Raw genomic sequence first — 17,770 nt, 5'->3', positions numbered from 1 at the left:
AAATCGTTCGTTGTCCGGGAGTTCATGTTCGCTATACGGACGGGCCATCTTGCCCGGGCGCCGGCGGCCGGTCCCCGTGCCACGACCCCCACAGCGCCGCGTAGGCCCCGCCCGCCGCCACCAGCTCCTCGTGCGTGCCGAGTTCGGTGAGCTGGCCGTTCTCCATCACGGCCACCCGGTCGGCGTCGTGCGCGGTGTGCAGCCGGTGCGCGATCGCGATGACCGTGCGTCCTTCGAGTACGGCGCCCAGGGCGCGCTCGGTGTGCCGCGCGGTCGTGGGATCGAGCAGCGCGGTCGCCTCGTCGAGGATCAGCGTGTGCGGATCCGCCAGCACCACCCGGGCCAGCGCGAGTTGCTGCGCCTGTGAGCCGTCCGTACGGCAACCGTCCTCGCCGAGCGGGGTGTCGAGCCCCTCGGGCAGCTCCCGCACCCACCCGTCGGCCCCGACAGCGGCCAGGGCGGCCCACAACTCCTCGTCCCCGGCGCCGGGTTCGGCGATGAGGAGGTTGTCGCGGACCGTGCCCAGGAAGACGTGGTGCTCCTGGGTGACCAGGACGACCTGGCGGCGCAGCTGCTCGGGGCCCAGGCCGACCACGGGTACGCCCCCGACGGTCACCGAGCCGGACGTGGGCGCGTCGACGCCCGCGAGCAGTCTGCTGAGCGTGGTCTTCCCCGCGCCCGACGGGCCGACCACCGCGAGCCGTTCGCCGGGGCGCACCGTCAGGTCGACGCCGTGCAGGACCTCGCCGCCGCGGCCGTAGGAGTAGCGCGCACCAGTCACGTCGATGCGGTCGTCGGCGGGGGTGGGCGCGTTCGTGGAGCCGGCCCGCGGGGCCGCGGCGAGGCCCTCGACGCGGGCGAACGAGGCCCCGCTCGACTGGAGCTGCTCGACCCGCACGAGGATCTGGTCGAGCGGGGTGACCAACTGCTGCAGATACAGGGCGGCCGCCACGACCGAACCCAGGCTCAGCACGCCCCGCGCGTGCAGCGCGCCGCCGACCAGCAGCACCCCGGCCACCGGCAGGACGTACGCCACCTCCACCACCGGGAAGAACACACTGCGCAGGTAGAGGGTGTACAGACGGGTGCGGCGGGCCGTGTCGAGGGCCTCCCGGCTCGCCCGCACGCGCCGCTTTTGGAGCCGCAGCGCCTCGACCGTGCGGGCCCCGGACGCGGTGGCCGCCAGGATCTCGGCGACGTCGGAGGTGGCCTCGCCCTCGGCCAGGTAACCGTCCCGCGCCCGGCGCAGATACCAGCGCAGCACGAACCAGATGGGCAGCAGGCCGAACACGCCGACCGCGCCGAGCAGCGGGTCCAGCACGAACACCGCGCCGAGCAGGAACAGGAACTGCACGGAGTTGATGAGCAGTTCGGGCCCCGCGTCGCGGAGCGTGGTGCCGACGGTGGCCACGTCGGCGGTGCCCCGGGCGGTGAGGTCACCGGTGCCGGCGCGTTCCACGACCGAGGCGGGCAGGGCGAGCGTGCGGTCCACGAACTCCTCGCGGACGCGGGCCAGGGTGCGTTCGCCGAAGCGGTGGCCGACATAGCGGGCCCAGCGGGCCAGGAGGAGCTGGCCGGCGGCGCACACCACCAGGACGGCGGCGAGCCGGTCCACCGTGGACACGCCCGCGCCGGCGCGGACCTCGTCGATGATCCGGCCCAGCAGCCAGGGCCCGGCGAGACCGGTGAGAGCGGCGGCGGAGTTCAGGGCGAGCACGGCGATGAAGGCGCGGGCGTCCTTGCGGACCAGCCGGCCGGCGGCCCGCCGTACGGCGACCTGATCGGCGACGGGGAGGTGGCCCCTGCTCACTTCACGACCTCCACGTCTCGCGCGACCAGGGCGCGGTATCCCGGTTCCGTGCCGAGGAGTTGCTGGTGGGTGCCGGTTGCGGCGAGCTTGCCGTCGACCAGGTAGAGGACCGTGTCGGCCTGGTCCAGGACGAGGGGGGAGGTGGTGGTGACGGCTGTGGTGCGGCCGTCACGGGCGCCCTTGAGGCGTTCGGCCACGAGGGCTTCCGTGTGGGCGTCGAGGGCGGAGGTGGGTTCCACGGCCAGGAGGATCTCGGGGTCGGCGAGGAGGGCCCTGACCAGTCGGACGCGCTGGCGTTGGCCGCCGGAGAGGTTGCGGCCCTGGGCGTCGACGGGCGAGTCGAGGCCGTCGGGGAGGCCCTGCACGATGTCGTCCGCCACGGCCGCGTGCAGGGCGGCCGCGAGTTCGCCGTGACCGGCCGCGCCGTTCCCCTTGTGGGGCGCCACCACCTCGCGCAGGCTTCCCGCGAACAGGTCCGCCTCGTGGTCCGCCAGCAGGATGTGCTCCCTGACCTGGGGCAACCTGATCTCGTCCAGGGGGACTCCGGCCCAGGTCGCCCGCGACGGGGTGTAGCGGGCCAGACGGTCCAGGACCGCGGCCGTGTCCGCGGGGTGTGCCGCGGCCAGTGCCGTCAGGCGGCCCGGCAGGATGCTCACCCCCGACTCCGGGTCGTGCAGGACCGAGGGTTCCGCCGGGGCGTCCCGGGTGCCCCGGTCCTCCAGCGGCTCCAGGCGCAGGAACCGTACGACCCGCCGGGCCGCGACCACGCCCCGGCTCAGCTGGTACCCGCACTCCACCCAGAACGCCACCGGGCCGACCAGGACCGCGACATAGCCGTACACCGCCACCAGCTCGCCCACGGTGATGTCCCCCCGGGCGGCCAGCCGGGCCGCGAGCCAGGTGACCACGGCGAGGAACAGGGTGGGCAGGCCGACGCCGAGGGCCTGCACCCAGCTCGTGACCGCGCCGACCCGGTAGCCCTGGGACCGCAGGCGCTGGGAGTCCCGCTGGAAGGCGTCGGCGACCAGGGACTTGCCGCCGAGGCCGTTGAGGACGCGCAGCCCGCCCGCCAGGTCGGCGATACGGGCGGTGAGGACGCCCTGCCGGTCGCGGTACTCCGTCTCGGCGCCTTGGAGGCGGGACAGGAACGGGTTCACGAGGACGACGATGGCCGGGATGCCGAGCAGGACCACGGCCGCGAGGACCGGGGAGACCGAGACCAGCACGGCGGCGACCGTCAGGTAGGCGACGCAGGCGCCCACCCCCGGGCCGACCACGGTCAGGGCGCCGGCGATCGTCTGCACGTCGCCCACGCCGATCGTGACGACCTCACCGGCCCCGGTCCGGCGCGAGAGCGCGGCACCGAGCCGGACCGCCTGCCCGACGACCACCTTGACCGTGCGGAAGTTGGCGTCCATCCGCACCCGGGTCATCGTGCGGTGCCGCATGATGCTCAGCCAGGCGTTGAACGAACCGACCGCGAACAGCGCGCAGCTCCAGCCCGCCAACGCCGGCCAGTCGCCCGGCTCCAGGCCCTCGTCGATCGCCTTCGCCATCAGGTACGGCGTCGCCGCCAGCAGCACCATCCAGGAACTGCCCAGCAGCGCCCCGGCCACCGACCGCCCCGGCTGGCAGCGCACCAGCCACCACAGATAACGCCAGCCGCCCCGGACGTCGGGCGTGCCGGGGTCCTCGTACGCGTCGATCACCTGTGCCCCCGATCACCGATGTGCCCGCTCACGCCAGACTGTCCCGCCACGCCCGGTGCAGATCCGCGAACCGGCCCGTGCCCGCGGTCAGTTCCGCCGGTGTGCCGTCCTCGACGATCCTGCCGTGCTCCATGACCAGGACCCGGTCGGCGATCTCCACGGTCGACAGCCGGTGCGCGATCACCACCGCCGTACGGCCCCTCAACACCGTCGCCATCGCCCGCTGCACGGCCCGCTCACCCGGGACGTCGAGCGAACTGGTCGCCTCGTCCAGGATCAGCACCGACGGATCAGCGAGCAACGCCCGCGCGAACGCCACGAGTTGACGCTGGCCTGCCGAGATGCGGCCGCCCCGCTTGCGTACGTCCGTGTCGTAGCCGTCGGGCAGCGCGCTGATGAAGTCGTGCGCCCCGATCGCCTTCGCGGCCCGCTCGATCTCCTCGCGGCCGGCGTCCGGACGGCCGATCGCGATGTTCTCGGCGACCGTGCCCGAGAACAGGAACGCCTCCTGCGTCACCATGACCACCCCGCGCCGCAGTTCGGGCATCGCGAGGTCGCGCAGGTCGACTCCGTCGAGCAGGACGCGGCCGGCGGAGGGGTCGTAGAAACGGGCCAGCAGCTTGGCCAGGGTCGACTTGCCGGCGCCGGTCGAGCCGACCACCGCGACCGTCTGCCCGGCGGGCAGGACGAGGTCGAAACGGGGGAGCACCTCGCCGCCGGTGCGGTAGCCGAACGAGACGCCCTCGAAGACGACCTCGCGGCCGGGACGGTCCGAGGACTCGAGCGCCGGGAGCTGCCGGGGAGCCGACGGCTCCGGCACGGTCGGGATCTGGGCGAGCAGGCCCGCGATCTTCTCCAGGGAGGCCGCCGCCGACTGGTAGGAGTTCAGGAACATCCCGAGCCGGTCGATCGGGTCGTACAGCCGCCGCAGGTACAGCACCGCGGCGGCCAGCACACCCAGCTCCAGCGAGTCCTGCGCCACCCGGTAGGCGCCCCACAGCACGATCCCCGCGACGGCCGTGTTGGCGACCAGCCGGGACCCGACGACATAGCGGGCCATCTCCAGGAGCGCGTCGCCGTTGACCCGCTCGTGCCGCTTGTTCAGCACGGCGAAGTCGGCGTCGTTGGCGGCCTCGCGGCGGAAGGCGCGCACCGGCCGGATGCCGTTCATCGTCTCCACGAACTTCACGATCACCGCGGCGATCGCGGTCGACCGCTTCCGGTACACCCGGCCCGCGCGCCGCCGGTAGACCCGCACGAGCAGGTACAGCGGCACGAAGGAGGCCACCGCGACGGCACCGAGCCCGAGGTCCAGCCAGAGCAGCAGGGCGGAGATGTAGAGGAACGACAGGACGACGGTGACGAGCTCCTGGAGGCCCTCGTCGAGCAGTTCGCGCAGCGACTCCACGTCCGTCGTGGAGCGGGAGATCAGCCGGCCCGAGGTGTAGCGCTCGTGGAAGTCGATGCTCAGCGCCTGCGCGTGGCGGAAGATCCGGCCGCGCAGGTCGAGCAGCACGTCCTGGTTGACGCGCGCGGAGGCCCGGATGAAGGCGTACTGGAGCCCGCCGGAGGCCAGCGCGCACAGCAGGTAGCCGGCGCCGACCGCGATCAGCGGGCCGTTGTCGTGGTCGCGGAAGGCGGGCACGGCCCGGTCGATCGCGTACGCCACGAGCAGCGGACCCGCCTGTACGGCCGCCTGCTGGAGCAGCAGCAGAAGGGTCGTGACGGCGACCCTGCCCTTCAGCGGGGCGAGCAGGGAACGCAGCAGCAGGGCCGTGGAGTTCGGGGGAGCGGGCAGCCGGTCCTGGTCGAAGGCGTCGTCGGAGCCCTTCACCCCCGGCAGACCGGGTTCCTCGTCCGCGGGGGGCGCGGACGTCGTGGGGGCCGTCATCGGGCGTCCTCCGTTTCCCGGGAATCCCCGGACCTTCCTGCGGACCTCTCTCCGGGATCCACGGAGCCTTCTCCGGCATCCCCGGACCCGGACATCAGGTAGGCGTACTCCGCGTTGGTGCGCAGGAGTTCGTGGTGGGTGCCGACCGCCGTGATGCGGCCGTTCGACAGCAGGGCGACCCGGTCGGCGAGCTGCACGGTGGAGGGGCGGTGCGCGACGATCAGGGCGGTGGTGTCGGCGAGCACGTCCCGCAGCGCGGCCTCCACGGCGGCCTCGGTGTGGACGTCCAGGGCGGACAGCGGGTCGTCCAGGACGAGGAACCGGGGCTTGCCGACGACGGCCCGGGCGAGGGCGAGGCGCTGGCGCTGGCCGCCGGAGAGGCTGAGGCCCTGCTCGCCGACCTGGGTCTCGGTGCCCTGGGGCAGGGCGTGCACGAAGTCCGCCTGGGCCACCGACAGGGCGCGGTCCAGTTCCCGTTCGTCCGCCCCCATCAGGACGTTGTCGCCGACGCTGGTGGAGAAGAGGGTGGGGTCCTCGAAGGCCATGGCCACCTTGGCGCGCAGTTCCTCCCGGGACATGGCGGTGATGTCCTCGCCGTCCAGCGTGATGCGGCCCGAGGTGAGCTCGTGGAGGCGGGGGACGAGGGCGGTGAGGGTGGTCTTGCCGCTGCCCGTAGCGCCGACCAGGGCCATGGACTCGCCCGGGCGGATGTGGAGGTCGATCAGGTCGAGGACGGGCGGGGAGTCCTCGGGGGCGTCGGGGTAGCGGAACCGGACGTCGTGGAACCGCAGGCCGTCCGCGGACCGCTCAGGGGCTGCCGCGCCGCTCGCACGGGTCTCCTGCTCCGGTGCCTCGTCCATCGCCTCGAAGTAGCGCTCCGTCGCCGTCGCCGCCTCCTGGCTCATCGCCAGCAGGAAGCCGATCGAGTCCACCGGCCACCTCAGCGCCAGGGCGGTGGAGAGGAACGCCACCAGCGTCCCCGCCGACAACTCCCCGTCGGCCACCTGCACGCAGCCCAGCACCAGCGCCGCTCCGATCGCCACCTCCGGCAGCGTCACGATGACGGCCCAGATCGTGGCCAGGAGGCGGGCCTTGTGCAGTTCCGTGCCGCGCAGGGTGCCCGAGAGTTCGCGGAACGCCCTGGCCTGCGAGCGGTGCCGGCCGAAGCCCTTGATGATGCGGATGCCGAGGACGCTCTCCTCGACGACCGTCGTGAGGTCGCCGACCTGGTCCTGGGCCAGCCGGGCCACGTGGGCGTACCGCTTCTCGAAGATCACGCAGGTGACGACGACGGGGATCGCCGGACCCAGGATGACCAGGCCGAGCGTCCAGTCCTGGAGCAGCATGATGATCACGCCGACGAGGATCGTCACGCCGTTGACCAGCAGGAAGGTCAGCGGGAAGGCGAGGAACATGCGCAGCAGCATCAGGTCCGTGGTGGCCCGGGACAGCAGTTGGCCGGACGCCCAGCGGTCGTGGAAGGCCACCGGGAGCCGCTGGAGGTGCCGGTACAGGCCCGCCCGCATCTCCGCCTCCACATGGGAGAGCGGGCGCGCCACCAGCCACCGCCGCAGCCCGAACAGCAGGGCCTCGGTGAACCCGAGCAGCAGCAGGTACAGCGCCCCGAGCCAGACGCCCGCGGTGTCCCCGTCGGCGACCGGTCCGTCCACCATCCACTTCAGCACGAGCGGGATCACCAGACCCGTGCAGGAGGCGAGGACCGCCACGAACGCGGCGGTGAACAGCCGCGCGCGGGCCGGTCGCACGTACGGCCACAGACGCAGCAGCGTCCTCACGGCCGATCGGTCCTTGGTGGTTGCACGTGTCGTGGACATCAGCAGCGAGCCTACGGACCGGCACTGACAACGCCCACCTAGTTTTGGCCGGACCCGCATCGGTCGCCGGACCTACGACCTGCGTGTTCGAGGGGCCGCACGGGAACCGCCGAGGGGGTCGTACCGCCGCATCCACCGATCGGCCGATGCCGGGTCGAGCGCGACGGGCGATGCGGCGGCGGGGCCCGGCCCGGGACGCTGAGGCCATGTCCGTCATCGAAGTCAGCGAACTGCGCAAGTCCTACGGCGGCCGGACCGTCGTCGACGGGGTGTCCTTCGCCGTCGAGGAGGGCGAGATCTTCGGCATCCTCGGCCCGAACGGCGCCGGCAAGACCACCACCGTCGAGTGCGTCGAGGGCCTCCGGGCCCCCGACGCGGGCCGCGTCCGGGTCACCGGCCTCGACCCCGTCGCCGACCAAGCGCGCGTGGCCCGGGTCCTCGGCGCCCAGCTCCAGGAGAGCGAACTCCAGGCCAAGCTCACCGTCCGCGAGGCGCTGGAGCTGTACTCGACGTTCTACGAGCGGCCCCTCGACTGGCGGCCGCTCGCCGAGCGCCTGGGGCTCACCCAGAAGCTCACCACCCGGTTCGGCAAGCTGTCCGGCGGCCAGAAGCAGCGCCTGTTCATCGCGCTCGCCCTCGTCGGCAACCCGCGGATCGTCGTCCTCGACGAGCTGACCACCGGCCTCGACCCGCGGGCCCGCCGCGACACCTGGGAGCTCATCGAGGACGTCCGCGCGGGCGGGGTGACCGTCCTGCTCGTCACCCACTTCATGGAGGAGGCGCAGCGGCTCTGCGACCGGATCGCCGTCATCGACACGGGCCGGGTCGCCGCCCTGGACACCCCGGCCGGGCTCATCCGGCGCTCGGCGGGCGCCACCGTCATCAGCTTCACCCCGTCCGCCCCGCTCGACGCGCACGAGCTGAACGCCCTGCCCGCGCTCGCCGCCGTCGAGGACCGGGCGGGCCGTCTCACCCTCTCCGGCACCGACGAGACGGTGAACGCCGTCATCACCCTGCTCGCCCGCCGGCACGTCACCGCCCACCAGCTCCGCGTCGTCGACGCCACCCTCGACGACGCGTTCCTGGACCTCACCCGCACCGACACCCAGGAGGCCACGGCATGAACACCGCGATCCTGCGGACCGAGCTCCGGCTCTTCCGCCGCGAACCCGGCGCCCTCTTCTGGATCCTGCTGTTCCCCACCCTCCTCCTGGTCGTCCTCGGCTCGATCCCGTCCTTCCGGAACCACGACCCCGACCTCGGCGGCCTCCGGACCGTCGACGTCTACGTACCCGTGGCCGTGCTGCTCGGCCTGATCGTCGGCGGCCTCCAGTCCATGCCCCAGACCCTCACCGGCTACCGCGAACGCGGCATCCTGCGCCGCATGTCCACCACCCCGGTCCGCCCGGCCGCCCTGCTCACCGCGCAGATGACCGTGTACGGCGGTGCCGCCCTCGCGTCCGCGCTGCTCGCCCTCCTCGTCGGCCGCCTCGCCTTCGCCGTACGACTGCCCGAGCAGCCCCTCGGATACCTGCTCGCCCTGCTCCTGGCCGTGTCGGCCGCCCTCGCGCTGGGCGCCGTGGTCTCGGCGCTGTCCCGGACGACGAAGATCGCCGGTGCGATCGGGTCCGCCGTGTTCTTCCCGGCGATGTTCTGCGCGGGCGTGTGGGCGCCGGTGCAGACCATGCCGGACGTGCCGGCCCGGATCGTCGGGTGCACGCCGTTCGGCGCCGCCGCCGAGGCACTGAACCGGGCCGCGGCCGGCGACTGGCCGGGCTGGACCCACCTGGGCGTCCTCGTCGTCTGGACGCTGCTGCTCACCGCCGCGGCGTCGCGCTGGTTCCGCTGGGAGTGAGGAAAGCGCCGTGCAGACTGGGGAGATGAACGCGTCGGACGCCAGGATCGACAAGTACTGGGAGCGGCTGCACATCTGGGGGCCCTACGGACTGCTCGGCACCGGACTCGTCCTCGCGGTCGTCTCCGCGGGCATCATGGACGGACCCGTCGACTGGTGTCTCGTCGGGGCCCTGGTCGGCGCCGCGGTCCTGCTCCAGTCGTGGTGGCACGGCACCCGGCACCGGCGCCCCCACCGCGGACGCAGCCCCTCCCGGGCCGGAACCGCCTACTACTCCGTGCGCTGGGCGATCGCCTTCCTCCTGACCTGGCTCAACCCGTTCTTCGCGTTCTACGCCGCGAGCGGCTACATGGACGCCGACGAACTGATCCCGGGCCGGTGGCGGCGGCTCGGACTGTTCGCCAGCGCGGTCACGGTCGCGGGTGCGCAGGCCGGCGGGCTGATGCCCGAGAGCACCGCCCAGTGGCTCGGCTTCGCCGCGCTCCTGGCCGCCAACTTCGGCCTCCAGTCGGTCGTCGCGCACATCACCGAGCAGGAGGAGCAGCGCTCACGCGACCGCGCCTCGACCATCGAGGCCCTCCAGCAGGCACTCGACGAGAACGCCGCCCTGCACGCCCAACTCCTCGTGCAGGCAAGGGAAGCGGGCGTCGCGGACGAGCGCCGGCGGCTCGCCGCCGAGATCCACGACACCCTCGCCCAGGGCCTGACCGGGATCATCGCCCAGCTCCAGGTCGTCGCGAACACGCCCGACGAGAACCAGGCCCGCGAGCACGTCCACCGGGCCATGGACCTGGCCCGGCACAGCCTGGGCGAGGCGCGCCGCTCGGTGCACAACCTGGCCCCGGTCGCCCTGGCCGACGCGGGCCTGCCCGAGGCCCTGAAGCAGACGGTCACCGACTGGGGCGAACGCACCGGTGTGCGCGCCGAGTTCACCGCCACCGGCACCGCGCAGCAGCTCCACGAGGAGATCGCGGCCACCCTCCTGCGCATCGCCCAGGAGGCCCTCTCCCACGCCTCCCGGCACGCCCGGGCCGGCCGCCTCGGCGTGACCCTGACCTTCCTCGGCGACGAGGTCATCCTCGACATCCGCGACGACGGCGTCGGCTTCGACCCCCTCGCCCTCCCCGCCCGCACCCGTACCGGCGGCTTCGGCCTCGACGGCATGCGGGCCCGCGCCGAGCGCGTCGCGGGCTCCCTCACCGTCGAGTCCGAACCGGGCCACGGCACCGCGCTGTCGGCTCGCGTACCGTTGGTCCGCCATGACCGCTGACATCACGCTGCTGATCGTCGACGACCATCCCGTCGTACGGGACGGTCTGCGCGGCATGTTCGAGTCCGCGCCCGGGTTCGCCGTCCTCGGCGAGGCGGCCGACGGCGTCGAGGCCGTCGAGCGGGCCGCCGCGCTCGACCCCGACGTGATCCTGATGGACCTGCGGATGCCGGGCGGGGGCGGGGTGGACGCCATCCGCGCACTGACCCGCGCCCGCACCCGCGCGAAGGTCCTCGTCCTGACGACGTACGACACCGACTCCGACACCCTGCCGGCCATCGAGGCCGGAGCGACCGGCTACCTCCTCAAGGACGCCCCGCGCGACGAGCTGTTCACGGCTGTGCGGGCCGCGGCGCAGGGCCGTACGGTCCTCTCCCCGGCCGTCGCCTCCCGCCTGGTCTCCGCGGTCCGCGCCCCCGGCACCCCCGGCAACGAACCCCTCTCGGCCCGTGAGCGCGAGGTGCTCGCGCTGGTCGCCAGGGGCACCTCCAACCGCGAGATCGCCCGCGAGCTCTTCATCAGCGAGGCGACCGTGAAGACCCACCTCACGCACCTGTACGCCAAGCTGGGCGTCAAGGACCGCGCGGCGGCGGTCGCCGCGGCGTACCAGCGGGGGATCCTCGGCTGAGCGCGGCAGGGACTCAGCCGGCCACCCGCAGCAGCAGCACCGACCGTGCCGGCACCGTGATCGGGCCCCCCGCCCGGTGGACCACCCCCGGCGCCGCGGCCTGTTCCTCCCCGGACGTGTCGACGACCACCTCGTAGCGCTCCGCCCACGGCGGTCCCGGCAGCAGGAAGCTCACCGGGCGGTCACCGGCGTGCAGGACGGCGAGGAAGCTGTCGTCGACGATCGGCGCCCCGCGTTCGTCGCGGCCGGGGATGTCCCGCCCCGACAGATACATGCCGAGCGTGGCGGCCGGCGCGTACCAGTCCCGTTCCGTCATCTCCGTGCCGCGGGAGGTGAACCAGGCCAGGTCGCGCAGACCGTCCGCGGAGTGCGCGCGGCCGGAGAAGAAGGCGCGCCGGCGCAGCACCGGGTGGCGGTGGCGCAGTGCGATGAGCCGGGAGGTCAGGTCGAACAGCGCCTTCCAGCCGGGGTCCTCCAGCAGTCCCCAGTCCAGCCAGCTCATCTCGTTGTCCTGGCAGTAGGCGTTGTTGTTGCCGCGCTGGGTGCGCCCCAGTTCGTCCCCCGCGACCAGCATCGGCACGCCCGTCGACAGCAGCAGCGTGGTCAGCAGGTTCCGCAGTTGCCGCCGCCTGAGCGCCCGCACCCGCTCGTCGTCGGTCTCGCCCTCCACCCCGCAGTTCCAGGCCCGGTTGTCGTCCGTGCCGTCCCGATTGCCCTCGCCGTTCGCCTCGTTGTGCTTCCTCTCGTACGACACCAGGTCGCGCAGGGTGAAACCGTCGTGCGCGGTGATGAAGTTGACCGAGGCGTACGGCCGCCGCCCGCCCCACGCGTACAGGTCGCTGGAGCCCGAGAGGCGGTAGCCGAGGTCCCGTACGTCCGGCAGGGCGCCCCGCCAGAAGTCCCGTACGGCGTTGCGGTAGCGGTCGTTCCACTCCGTCCACAGGGGCGGGAAGGCGCCCACCTGGTAGCCCCCGGAGCCCACGTCCCACGGCTCGGCGATCAGCTTCACGCGCCGCAGCACCGGGTCCTGCGCGATGACCGCGAGGAACGGGGACAGCATGTCGACGTCGTGCATGGAACGGGCCAGCGCGGCCGCCAGGTCGAAGCGGAAGCCGTCCACGCCCATCTCCGTCACCCAGTAGCGCAGGGAGTCGGTGATGAGCCGCAGGACGTGCGGCTGCACCACGTGCAGGGTGTTGCCGCAGCCCGTGTAGTCCGCGTACCGCCGGGCGTCCGACTGGAGGCGGTAGTAACCCCGGTTGTCGATGCCCTTCAAGGACAGCGTGGGCCCCAGCTCTCCCGCCTCCGCGGTGTGGTTGTAGACCACGTCGAGGATCACCTCGATCCCCGCGGCGTGCAGCGCGCGCACCATCCGCTTGAACTCGCCGACCTGCTGGCCCGTCGTCCCGGAGGCCGCGTAGGCCGCGTGCGGCGCGAAGTAGCCGATGGAGTTGTAGCCCCAGTAGTTCTTCAGGCCGCGGCGCAGCAGGTGGTCCTCGTGGGCGAACTGGTGGACGGGGAGCAGCTCGACGGCGGTGACGCCCAGCTTGACGAGGTGCTCGACCGCGGCGGGGTGGGCGAGACCGGCGTACGTCCCGCGCAGGTCCTCGGGGATGCCGGGGTGCAGCGCCGTGAACCCCCGTACGTGCACCTCGTAGATGACCGAGTCCGCCCACGGCGTCTTCGGGCGCCGGTCCTCCGCCCAGTCGTCGTCGTCATGGACGACCACGCCCTTGGGGACGTGGGGCGCCGAGTCGCGGTCGTCGCGCACGGTGTCCGCGACCTGCTGCTGGGGCCAGTCACGGACGTGGCCGTACACCTCGGGCGGCAGGCTGAAGTCGCCGTCCACCGCGCGGGCGTACGGGTCGAGGAGCAGCTTGGCCGGGTTCCAGCGGCCGCCGGTCCACGGGTCCCAGCGGCCGTGCACCCGGAAGCCGTAGCGCTGGCCGGGCATCACCCCGGGGACGAAGCCATGCCAGATCTCGTGCGTGAGCTCGGTGAGCCGGGCCCGGGTCTCCTTGCCGTCCGCGTCGAACAGACACAGCTCGACGGCCTCGGCACCGCCCGCCCACAGCGCGAAGTTGGTCCCCGCGACCCCGTCCGGGCCGACCCGGAACCGGGCGCCCAGCGGCGTCGGCGCACCGGGCCGCACCGGCACGGCCGGCATCCCCCGGGGCGCCCCGTTCACCAGCGCGGCGGGGCGCTCCTCGGCGGCTTCCGTCACCGCCTCCTGCTCGGCTGCGCTGGACACCGGTCGGCCTCCCACGGCTCGTGGAACGAGGTGGAAAAGGGCGCACGGCGTCCCGGCCGCGGCACCCCCTCACGTCGTTCTCCCCTCTGTTCTGCCCAGAGCTTGCCTCGCGCTCACGTCCGCGTGTGCGATGCGCGGTACGGGGAGCGCGGGCCTGCCGTCGGGCGGCGCGGGTGCGTGGGGGCTTGTCGCGCGGTTCCGTGCCCCTTCAGGGGACCGAAGGTCACGTTTCTCCAGGGTGGGCACCGTCGTTGGGTGGGCGTGAGGCATGGACATGGGCGCGCTCGGCGCGCAGGGGCCGTTCTGGCCGCCGTAGTGACATGGGCAGGACTGCTGGCCGGGGCCGTCGGCTGCACCGCGGACGGGGGCGGCGGGATCGGGGGCGTCGGCGGGTTCGGGAAGCCTCCCGCGCCCGAGGACGTCATCCGGGTCGCCCCCGACGACGGCACCAGGGGCGTGCCGCCCGAGGAGGGACTCCGGGTCCGGGTGCCCGGCGGGCGACTGGAGTCGGTCACCGTCGTCAAGTCCCAGGACGCGCAGGAGTTCCCGGTGCCCGGGCACATCTCCGACGACGGACTGCGCTGGGAACCCGACGATGCACGGCTCTCGCCGGCCGCCGAGTACACCGTGGACGCGGTCGCCCTCGACGCGCACGGCCGCCGCTCGGCGCGGCACACCACCTTCACCACCTACGTCCCCGAGGAGCGCTTCGTCGGGTACGTCAGCCCGGAGAACCGCTCCACCGTCGGCACCGGGATGATCGTCTCCCTGGAGTTCAACCGGGAGATCGAGGACCGCGCCGCCGTCGAACGCGCCGTCCACGTCACCGCGAAGCCGCCCGTCGAGATCCGCCCGCACTGGTTCGGCAAGGGCCGCCTCGACTTCCGCCCCGAGCACTACTGGACGCCCGGAACCCGGGTGACCGTCGCTCTCCGGCTCCGCGACGTGGAAGGCGCGCCCGGGGTCTACGGCCTCCAGCACCGGACCTTCTCCTTCACCGTGGGCCGCAGCCAGGTCTCCCTCGTCGACGCGGCCGCGCACACCATGGAGGTCCGACGGGACGGCGCACTGCTCGCCACCGTGCCGATCACCGCCGGCGCCCCCAGGACGACCACGTACAACGGCAAGATGGTCGTCACCGAGATGCTCGAGGTGACCCGCATGAACAGCCGCACGGTCGGCTTCGGCGGCGAGTACGACATCCCGGACGTCCCGCACGCCCTGCGCCTGACCGACTCCGGCACCTTCCTGCACGGCAACTACTGGGCGCCCACCGCTCCCGGGCGGGTCAATGTCAGCCACGGCTGCGTGGGGCTCAGGGACGTGAAGGGCGGCAGCTCGGACACGCCCGCCGGCTGGTTCTTCGACCGCAGCCTCGTCGGGGACGTCGTCGAGGTGGTCCACAGCGATGACAAAAAGGTCGCTCCCGACAACGGCCTCGGGGGCTGGAACATGGGTTGGAAGGAGTGGAAGTCGGGCAGTGCGGTGAAGTAACCCGACGAAGGGGCGGCTCGGCCCCACTTTCCGTTGAAGTTGGGACGGAATGGTGACCTTGGACTTACACGATGCTCAAAAGTCTGCGGTTAATATTCGCCAACGCGTGCGCAGAACACGCCGGGGAGCGGGCCTGACCAGGCCCTTCGAGGGGAGAAGGACTTGAACGTGCGACCGATATCGGGGGCGTCGGTTGACGCGCGGGGGCGCAGGGCCAGGGGACTGCCGGCGCTGGCGCTCGGCGCTCTGCTGCTGGCCGTCACCGCCTGCGGCGGGGGAGGGTCCGGCTCCGGAGACGCCAAGGCGGAGAAGGGCGACTCGTCCGCCGCCGCGACCGAGCAGTCCGAGGCGGTCGTCTCCATCTCCCCGAAGGACGGGGCGAAGTCCGTGGACACCAGCGGCGCCCTCAAAGTCGCCGCCGCCAAGGGCAGGTTGACCGAGGTCCAGGTCAAGGACGCCAAGGGCACCGCGATAGCCGGGAAGATAGCCGCCGACGGCGCCTCCTGGACGCCGTCCACCCACCTCGCCTCCGGTACCGCCTACACCGTGCACGCCGTCGCGAAGGACGCCGCGGGCCGCACCGCCGCCGAGGACTCCCGCTTCACCACCCTGACCCCGAAGAACACCTTCATCGGCACCTTCACCCCCGAGGACGGCTCGACGGTCGGCGTCGGAATGCCGTTCTCCATCCGCTTCACCCGGGGCATCACGAACCCCGAGGACGTCGAGAAGGCCATCACGGTCAGGACCACGCCGGCCGTCGAGGTCGAGGGCCACTGGTTCGGCAACGACCGTCTGGACTTCCGTCCCGAGCAGTACTGGAAGGAAGGCACCAAGGTCACCGTCGACCTCAACCTGAACGGGGTCGAGGGCCGCAAGGGCGTCTACGGCAAGCAGCGCAAGACCGTCTCCTTCACCATCGGCCGCAACCAGGTCTCCGTCGTGGACGCCAAGAAGCACACGATGAAGGTCACCCAGGACGGCAAGACCATCAAGACCATCAAGGTCACCACCGGCAAGCCCGGTTACGACACCTGGAACGGCCAGATGGTCATCAGCGAGAAGCTCGCGGTGACCCGGATGAACGGCGAGACCGTCGGCTACGGCGGCGAGTACGACATCAAGGACGTCCCGCACGCCGCCCGCCTCACCGACTCCGGCACCTTCATCCACGGCAACTACTGGGGCGGCGACGCCTTCGGCAACTACAACGCCAGCCACGGCTGCGTGGGCCTGCGTGACGTCAAGGGCGGCTACGACAGCGGAGTGCCGGCCGCCTGGTTCTTCAACCACTCGCTGATCGGCGACGTGGTCGTGGTCAAGAACTCCGACGACGCGACGGTCGCACCGGAGAACGGGCTCAACGGCTGGAACATGTCCTGGGAGAAGTGGAAGGCGTAGATCTGTCCGCCGACGGGCGGCCCCGGTGCTGTGAGGTACGGCACCGGGGCCGTTGCCGTTAGTGGCCGTTAACCTGCTGCCATGACCGTGAATCTCGAAGTCGCCGAAGGCGTCGGCACCATCCGTCTCGACCGCCCGCCCATGAACGCCCTGGACGTGGCCACCCAGGACCGGCTCAAGGAGCTCGCCGAGGAGGCGGCCCGGCGCGAGGACGTGCGCGCGGTGGTCGTGTACGGCGGGGAGAAGGTGTTCGCGGCCGGCGCGGACATCAAGGAGATGCAGGCCATGGACCACACCGCGATGGTCCTGCGCGCCCGCGCGCTCCAGGACTCGTTCACGGCGGTGGCCCGCATCCCCAAGCCGGTCGTCGCGGCCGTCACCGGCTACGCCCTGGGCGGCGGCTGCGAACTCGCCCTGTGCGCGGACTTCCGCATCGCCGCGGAGAACGCCAAGCTGGGCCAGCCGGAGATCCTGCTCGGCCTGATCCCCGGCGCCGGCGGCACCCAGCGCCTGGCCCGGCTGGTCGGTCCGTCGAAGGCGAAGGACCTGATCTTCACGGGCCGTATGGTCAAGGCCGACGAGGCACTGGCGCTGGGGCTCGTGGACCGGGTCGTGCCCGCCGGCGAGGTCTACACCGAGGCGCACGCCTGGGCCGCGAAGCTCGCTCAGGGACCGGCGCTCGCGCTGCGCGCCGCGAAGGAGTCGATCGACACCGGTCTGGAGACCGACATCGAGACGGGCCTCGCGGTGGAACGGAACTGGTTCGCAGGGCTGTTCGCCACGGAGGACCGCGAGCGGGGCATGAAGAGCTTCGTCGAGGAGGGCCCCGGCAAGGCGAAATTCCTCTGAACCCCTTGCAATTGACGCGATGTCTGATCCGGGTCCCTCGATGGGGCGGTTTATGGGAGCCTTAACGCAACCTTAAGTCTGTCTTGTCGAGGGAGTCCGTCGATTGCCTCCCAGTGAGCCTCCGCCGCAGGTCAGAAGGGCTGTTCCGGGCACCGAAGTGCCGGCGGCATATGCCGATCGACTTCATCGGAACGATGTGTTCCGGGGGGCGTATTCGTCAGGAACGGCCCCGGGGGCCGCATCGGGCGGCCATGATGGGGGCATGGCGGGGCTGGAGGGTTTCGAACAGCCGCGGGGAGACGGCCGTACGACGGCGGCGCGCTGGTCTCCGGCGGTCGAGGACGAGCACGCACAGAAGGTGCTCGAACTGTTCGGAAATCCCACGGAGGCCGAGGTTCCGCTGCCCTCCCGGCCGGAGTCCGCGGCCGCCGCGCGGCGCCTGACCCAGGTGATCGTCCTCCGTCACTGGGGGCTCACCCCCAAGATGACCGAGGACGCGGTGTTACTCGTGTCCGAACTGGTGGGCAACGCGGTGCGGCACACCGGGGCCCGGGTGTTCGGTCTGCGGATGCGGCGCCGGCGCGGATGGATCCGGGTGGAGGTCCGCGACCCCTCGCGCGGACTGCCCTGTCTGATGCCGGTCCAGGAGACGGACATCAGCGGGCGCGGGCTGTTCCTCGTGGACAAGCTGTCGGACCGGTGGGGGGTCGATCTGCTGCCCCGCGGGAAGACAACTTGGTTCGAGATGCGGGTGGCTGACCGGTAAGAGCGGACGAA

At 72.4% G+C, this 17,770-nt stretch carries 13 protein-coding genes; 8 read left to right on the top strand and 5 right to left on the bottom strand.

Features of this window, described 5'->3' with window-relative positions; all coding sequences use genetic code 11:
• Nucleotides 1–31 precede the first annotated feature (31 nt).
• The 4 genes from ACIQJT_RS25380 to ACIQJT_RS25365 are packed head-to-tail and all read right to left on the bottom strand — an operon-like array spanning nt 32 to nt 7,245.
• Nucleotides 32–1,810 (bottom strand): ABC transporter ATP-binding protein, encoded by a 1,779-nt coding sequence (locus ACIQJT_RS25380; protein WP_402647009.1) that lies wholly within the window; start codon nt 1,808–1,810, stop codon nt 32–34.
• Nucleotides 1,807–3,519, bottom strand: coding sequence for an ABC transporter transmembrane domain-containing protein (locus tag ACIQJT_RS25375; protein ID WP_402647007.1), 1,713 nt, complete (start codon nt 3,517–3,519; stop codon nt 1,807–1,809). Before ACIQJT_RS25375 ends, ACIQJT_RS25380 begins: the two co-directional genes overlap by 4 nt.
• A gap of 28 nt (nt 3,520–3,547) precedes the next feature.
• Nucleotides 3,548–5,410: an ABC transporter ATP-binding protein gene (locus ACIQJT_RS25370; RefSeq protein ID WP_402647004.1), complete on the bottom strand. Its 1,863-nt coding sequence runs from the start codon at nt 5,408–5,410 to the stop codon at nt 3,548–3,550.
• Nucleotides 5,407–7,245: an ABC transporter ATP-binding protein gene (locus tag ACIQJT_RS25365; protein ID WP_402647001.1), complete on the bottom strand. Its 1,839-nt coding sequence runs from the start codon at nt 7,243–7,245 to the stop codon at nt 5,407–5,409. The genes ACIQJT_RS25370 and ACIQJT_RS25365 overlap by 4 nt, the downstream gene beginning before the upstream one ends.
• A gap of 206 nt (nt 7,246–7,451) precedes the next feature.
• Between ACIQJT_RS25365 and ACIQJT_RS25360 the strand changes: the two genes are divergently transcribed.
• The 4 genes from ACIQJT_RS25360 to ACIQJT_RS25345 are packed head-to-tail and all read left to right on the top strand — an operon-like array spanning nt 7,452 to nt 10,998.
• A complete protein-coding gene (locus ACIQJT_RS25360; RefSeq protein ID WP_402646998.1) occupies nt 7,452–8,369 on the top strand; it encodes an ABC transporter ATP-binding protein in 918 nt (305 codons plus the stop codon).
• Nucleotides 8,366–9,100 (top strand): ABC transporter permease, encoded by a 735-nt coding sequence (locus tag ACIQJT_RS25355; protein WP_402646995.1) that lies wholly within the window; start codon nt 8,366–8,368, stop codon nt 9,098–9,100. Before ACIQJT_RS25360 ends, ACIQJT_RS25355 begins: the two co-directional genes overlap by 4 nt.
• 25 nt (nt 9,101–9,125) lie before the next feature.
• Nucleotides 9,126–10,370: a sensor histidine kinase gene (locus ACIQJT_RS25350; protein ID WP_402646993.1), complete on the top strand. Its 1,245-nt coding sequence runs from the start codon at nt 9,126–9,128 to the stop codon at nt 10,368–10,370.
• On the top strand, nt 10,360–10,998 hold the full coding sequence (locus ACIQJT_RS25345; protein WP_402646990.1) for a response regulator: 639 nt from the start codon (nt 10,360–10,362) through the stop codon (nt 10,996–10,998). Before ACIQJT_RS25350 ends, ACIQJT_RS25345 begins: the two co-directional genes overlap by 11 nt.
• Before the next feature lie 13 nt (nt 10,999–11,011).
• On the opposite strand, the gene glgX is transcribed toward ACIQJT_RS25345, so the two are convergent.
• On the bottom strand, nt 11,012–13,249 hold the full coding sequence (gene glgX, locus ACIQJT_RS25340) for a glycogen debranching protein GlgX (protein WP_402646987.1): 2,238 nt from the start codon (nt 13,247–13,249) through the stop codon (nt 11,012–11,014).
• A gap of 261 nt (nt 13,250–13,510) precedes the next feature.
• Here glgX and ACIQJT_RS25335 point away from each other — a divergent pair, with 261 nt between their 5' ends.
• The 4 genes from ACIQJT_RS25335 (at nt 13,511) to ACIQJT_RS25320 (ending at nt 17,759) form a co-directional block, all read left to right on the top strand.
• A complete protein-coding gene (locus tag ACIQJT_RS25335) occupies nt 13,511–14,743 on the top strand; it encodes an Ig-like domain-containing protein (protein WP_402646984.1) in 1,233 nt (410 codons plus the stop codon).
• 162 nt (nt 14,744–14,905) lie between these two features.
• Complete coding sequence (locus ACIQJT_RS25330) at nt 14,906–16,144, top strand: Ig-like domain-containing protein (RefSeq protein ID WP_365460241.1); 1,239 nt, start codon at nt 14,906–14,908, stop codon at nt 16,142–16,144.
• An 81-nt stretch (nt 16,145–16,225) separates the two neighbouring features.
• Nucleotides 16,226–16,993 (top strand): enoyl-CoA hydratase/isomerase family protein, encoded by a 768-nt coding sequence (locus ACIQJT_RS25325; RefSeq protein WP_402646981.1) that lies wholly within the window; start codon nt 16,226–16,228, stop codon nt 16,991–16,993.
• A gap of 157 nt (nt 16,994–17,150) precedes the next feature.
• The gene (locus tag ACIQJT_RS25320) at nt 17,151–17,759 is read left to right on the top strand and encodes an ATP-binding protein (RefSeq protein WP_402646978.1); all 609 of its coding nucleotides are present in this window, start codon (nt 17,151–17,153) and stop codon (nt 17,757–17,759) included.
• Nucleotides 17,760–17,770 lie beyond the last annotated feature (11 nt).

This window comes from Streptomyces sp. NPDC091972, assembly GCF_044756385.1.
Lineage (GTDB): Bacteria > Actinomycetota > Actinomycetes > Streptomycetales > Streptomycetaceae > Streptomyces.
This window is presented reverse-complemented; position numbering and strand designations above follow the sequence as displayed.

Excerpts from the sequence above, each read along its gene's own strand:
- ACIQJT_RS25370 (WP_402647004.1), bottom strand. The coding sequence starts at position 5,410 with ATGACGGCCCCCACGACGTCCGCGCCCCCCGCGGACGAGGAACCCGGT.
- ACIQJT_RS25365 (WP_402647001.1), bottom strand. The coding sequence starts at position 7,245 with ATGTCCACGACACGTGCAACCACCAAGGACCGATCGGCCGTGAGGACG.
- ACIQJT_RS25360 (WP_402646998.1), top strand. The coding sequence starts at position 7,452 with ATGTCCGTCATCGAAGTCAGCGAACTGCGCAAGTCCTACGGCGGCCGG.
- ACIQJT_RS25355 (WP_402646995.1), top strand. The coding sequence starts at position 8,366 with ATGAACACCGCGATCCTGCGGACCGAGCTCCGGCTCTTCCGCCGCGAA.
- ACIQJT_RS25350 (WP_402646993.1), top strand. The coding sequence starts at position 9,126 with ATGAACGCGTCGGACGCCAGGATCGACAAGTACTGGGAGCGGCTGCAC.
- ACIQJT_RS25345 (WP_402646990.1), top strand. The coding sequence starts at position 10,360 with ATGACCGCTGACATCACGCTGCTGATCGTCGACGACCATCCCGTCGTA.
- ACIQJT_RS25325 (WP_402646981.1), top strand. The coding sequence starts at position 16,226 with ATGACCGTGAATCTCGAAGTCGCCGAAGGCGTCGGCACCATCCGTCTC.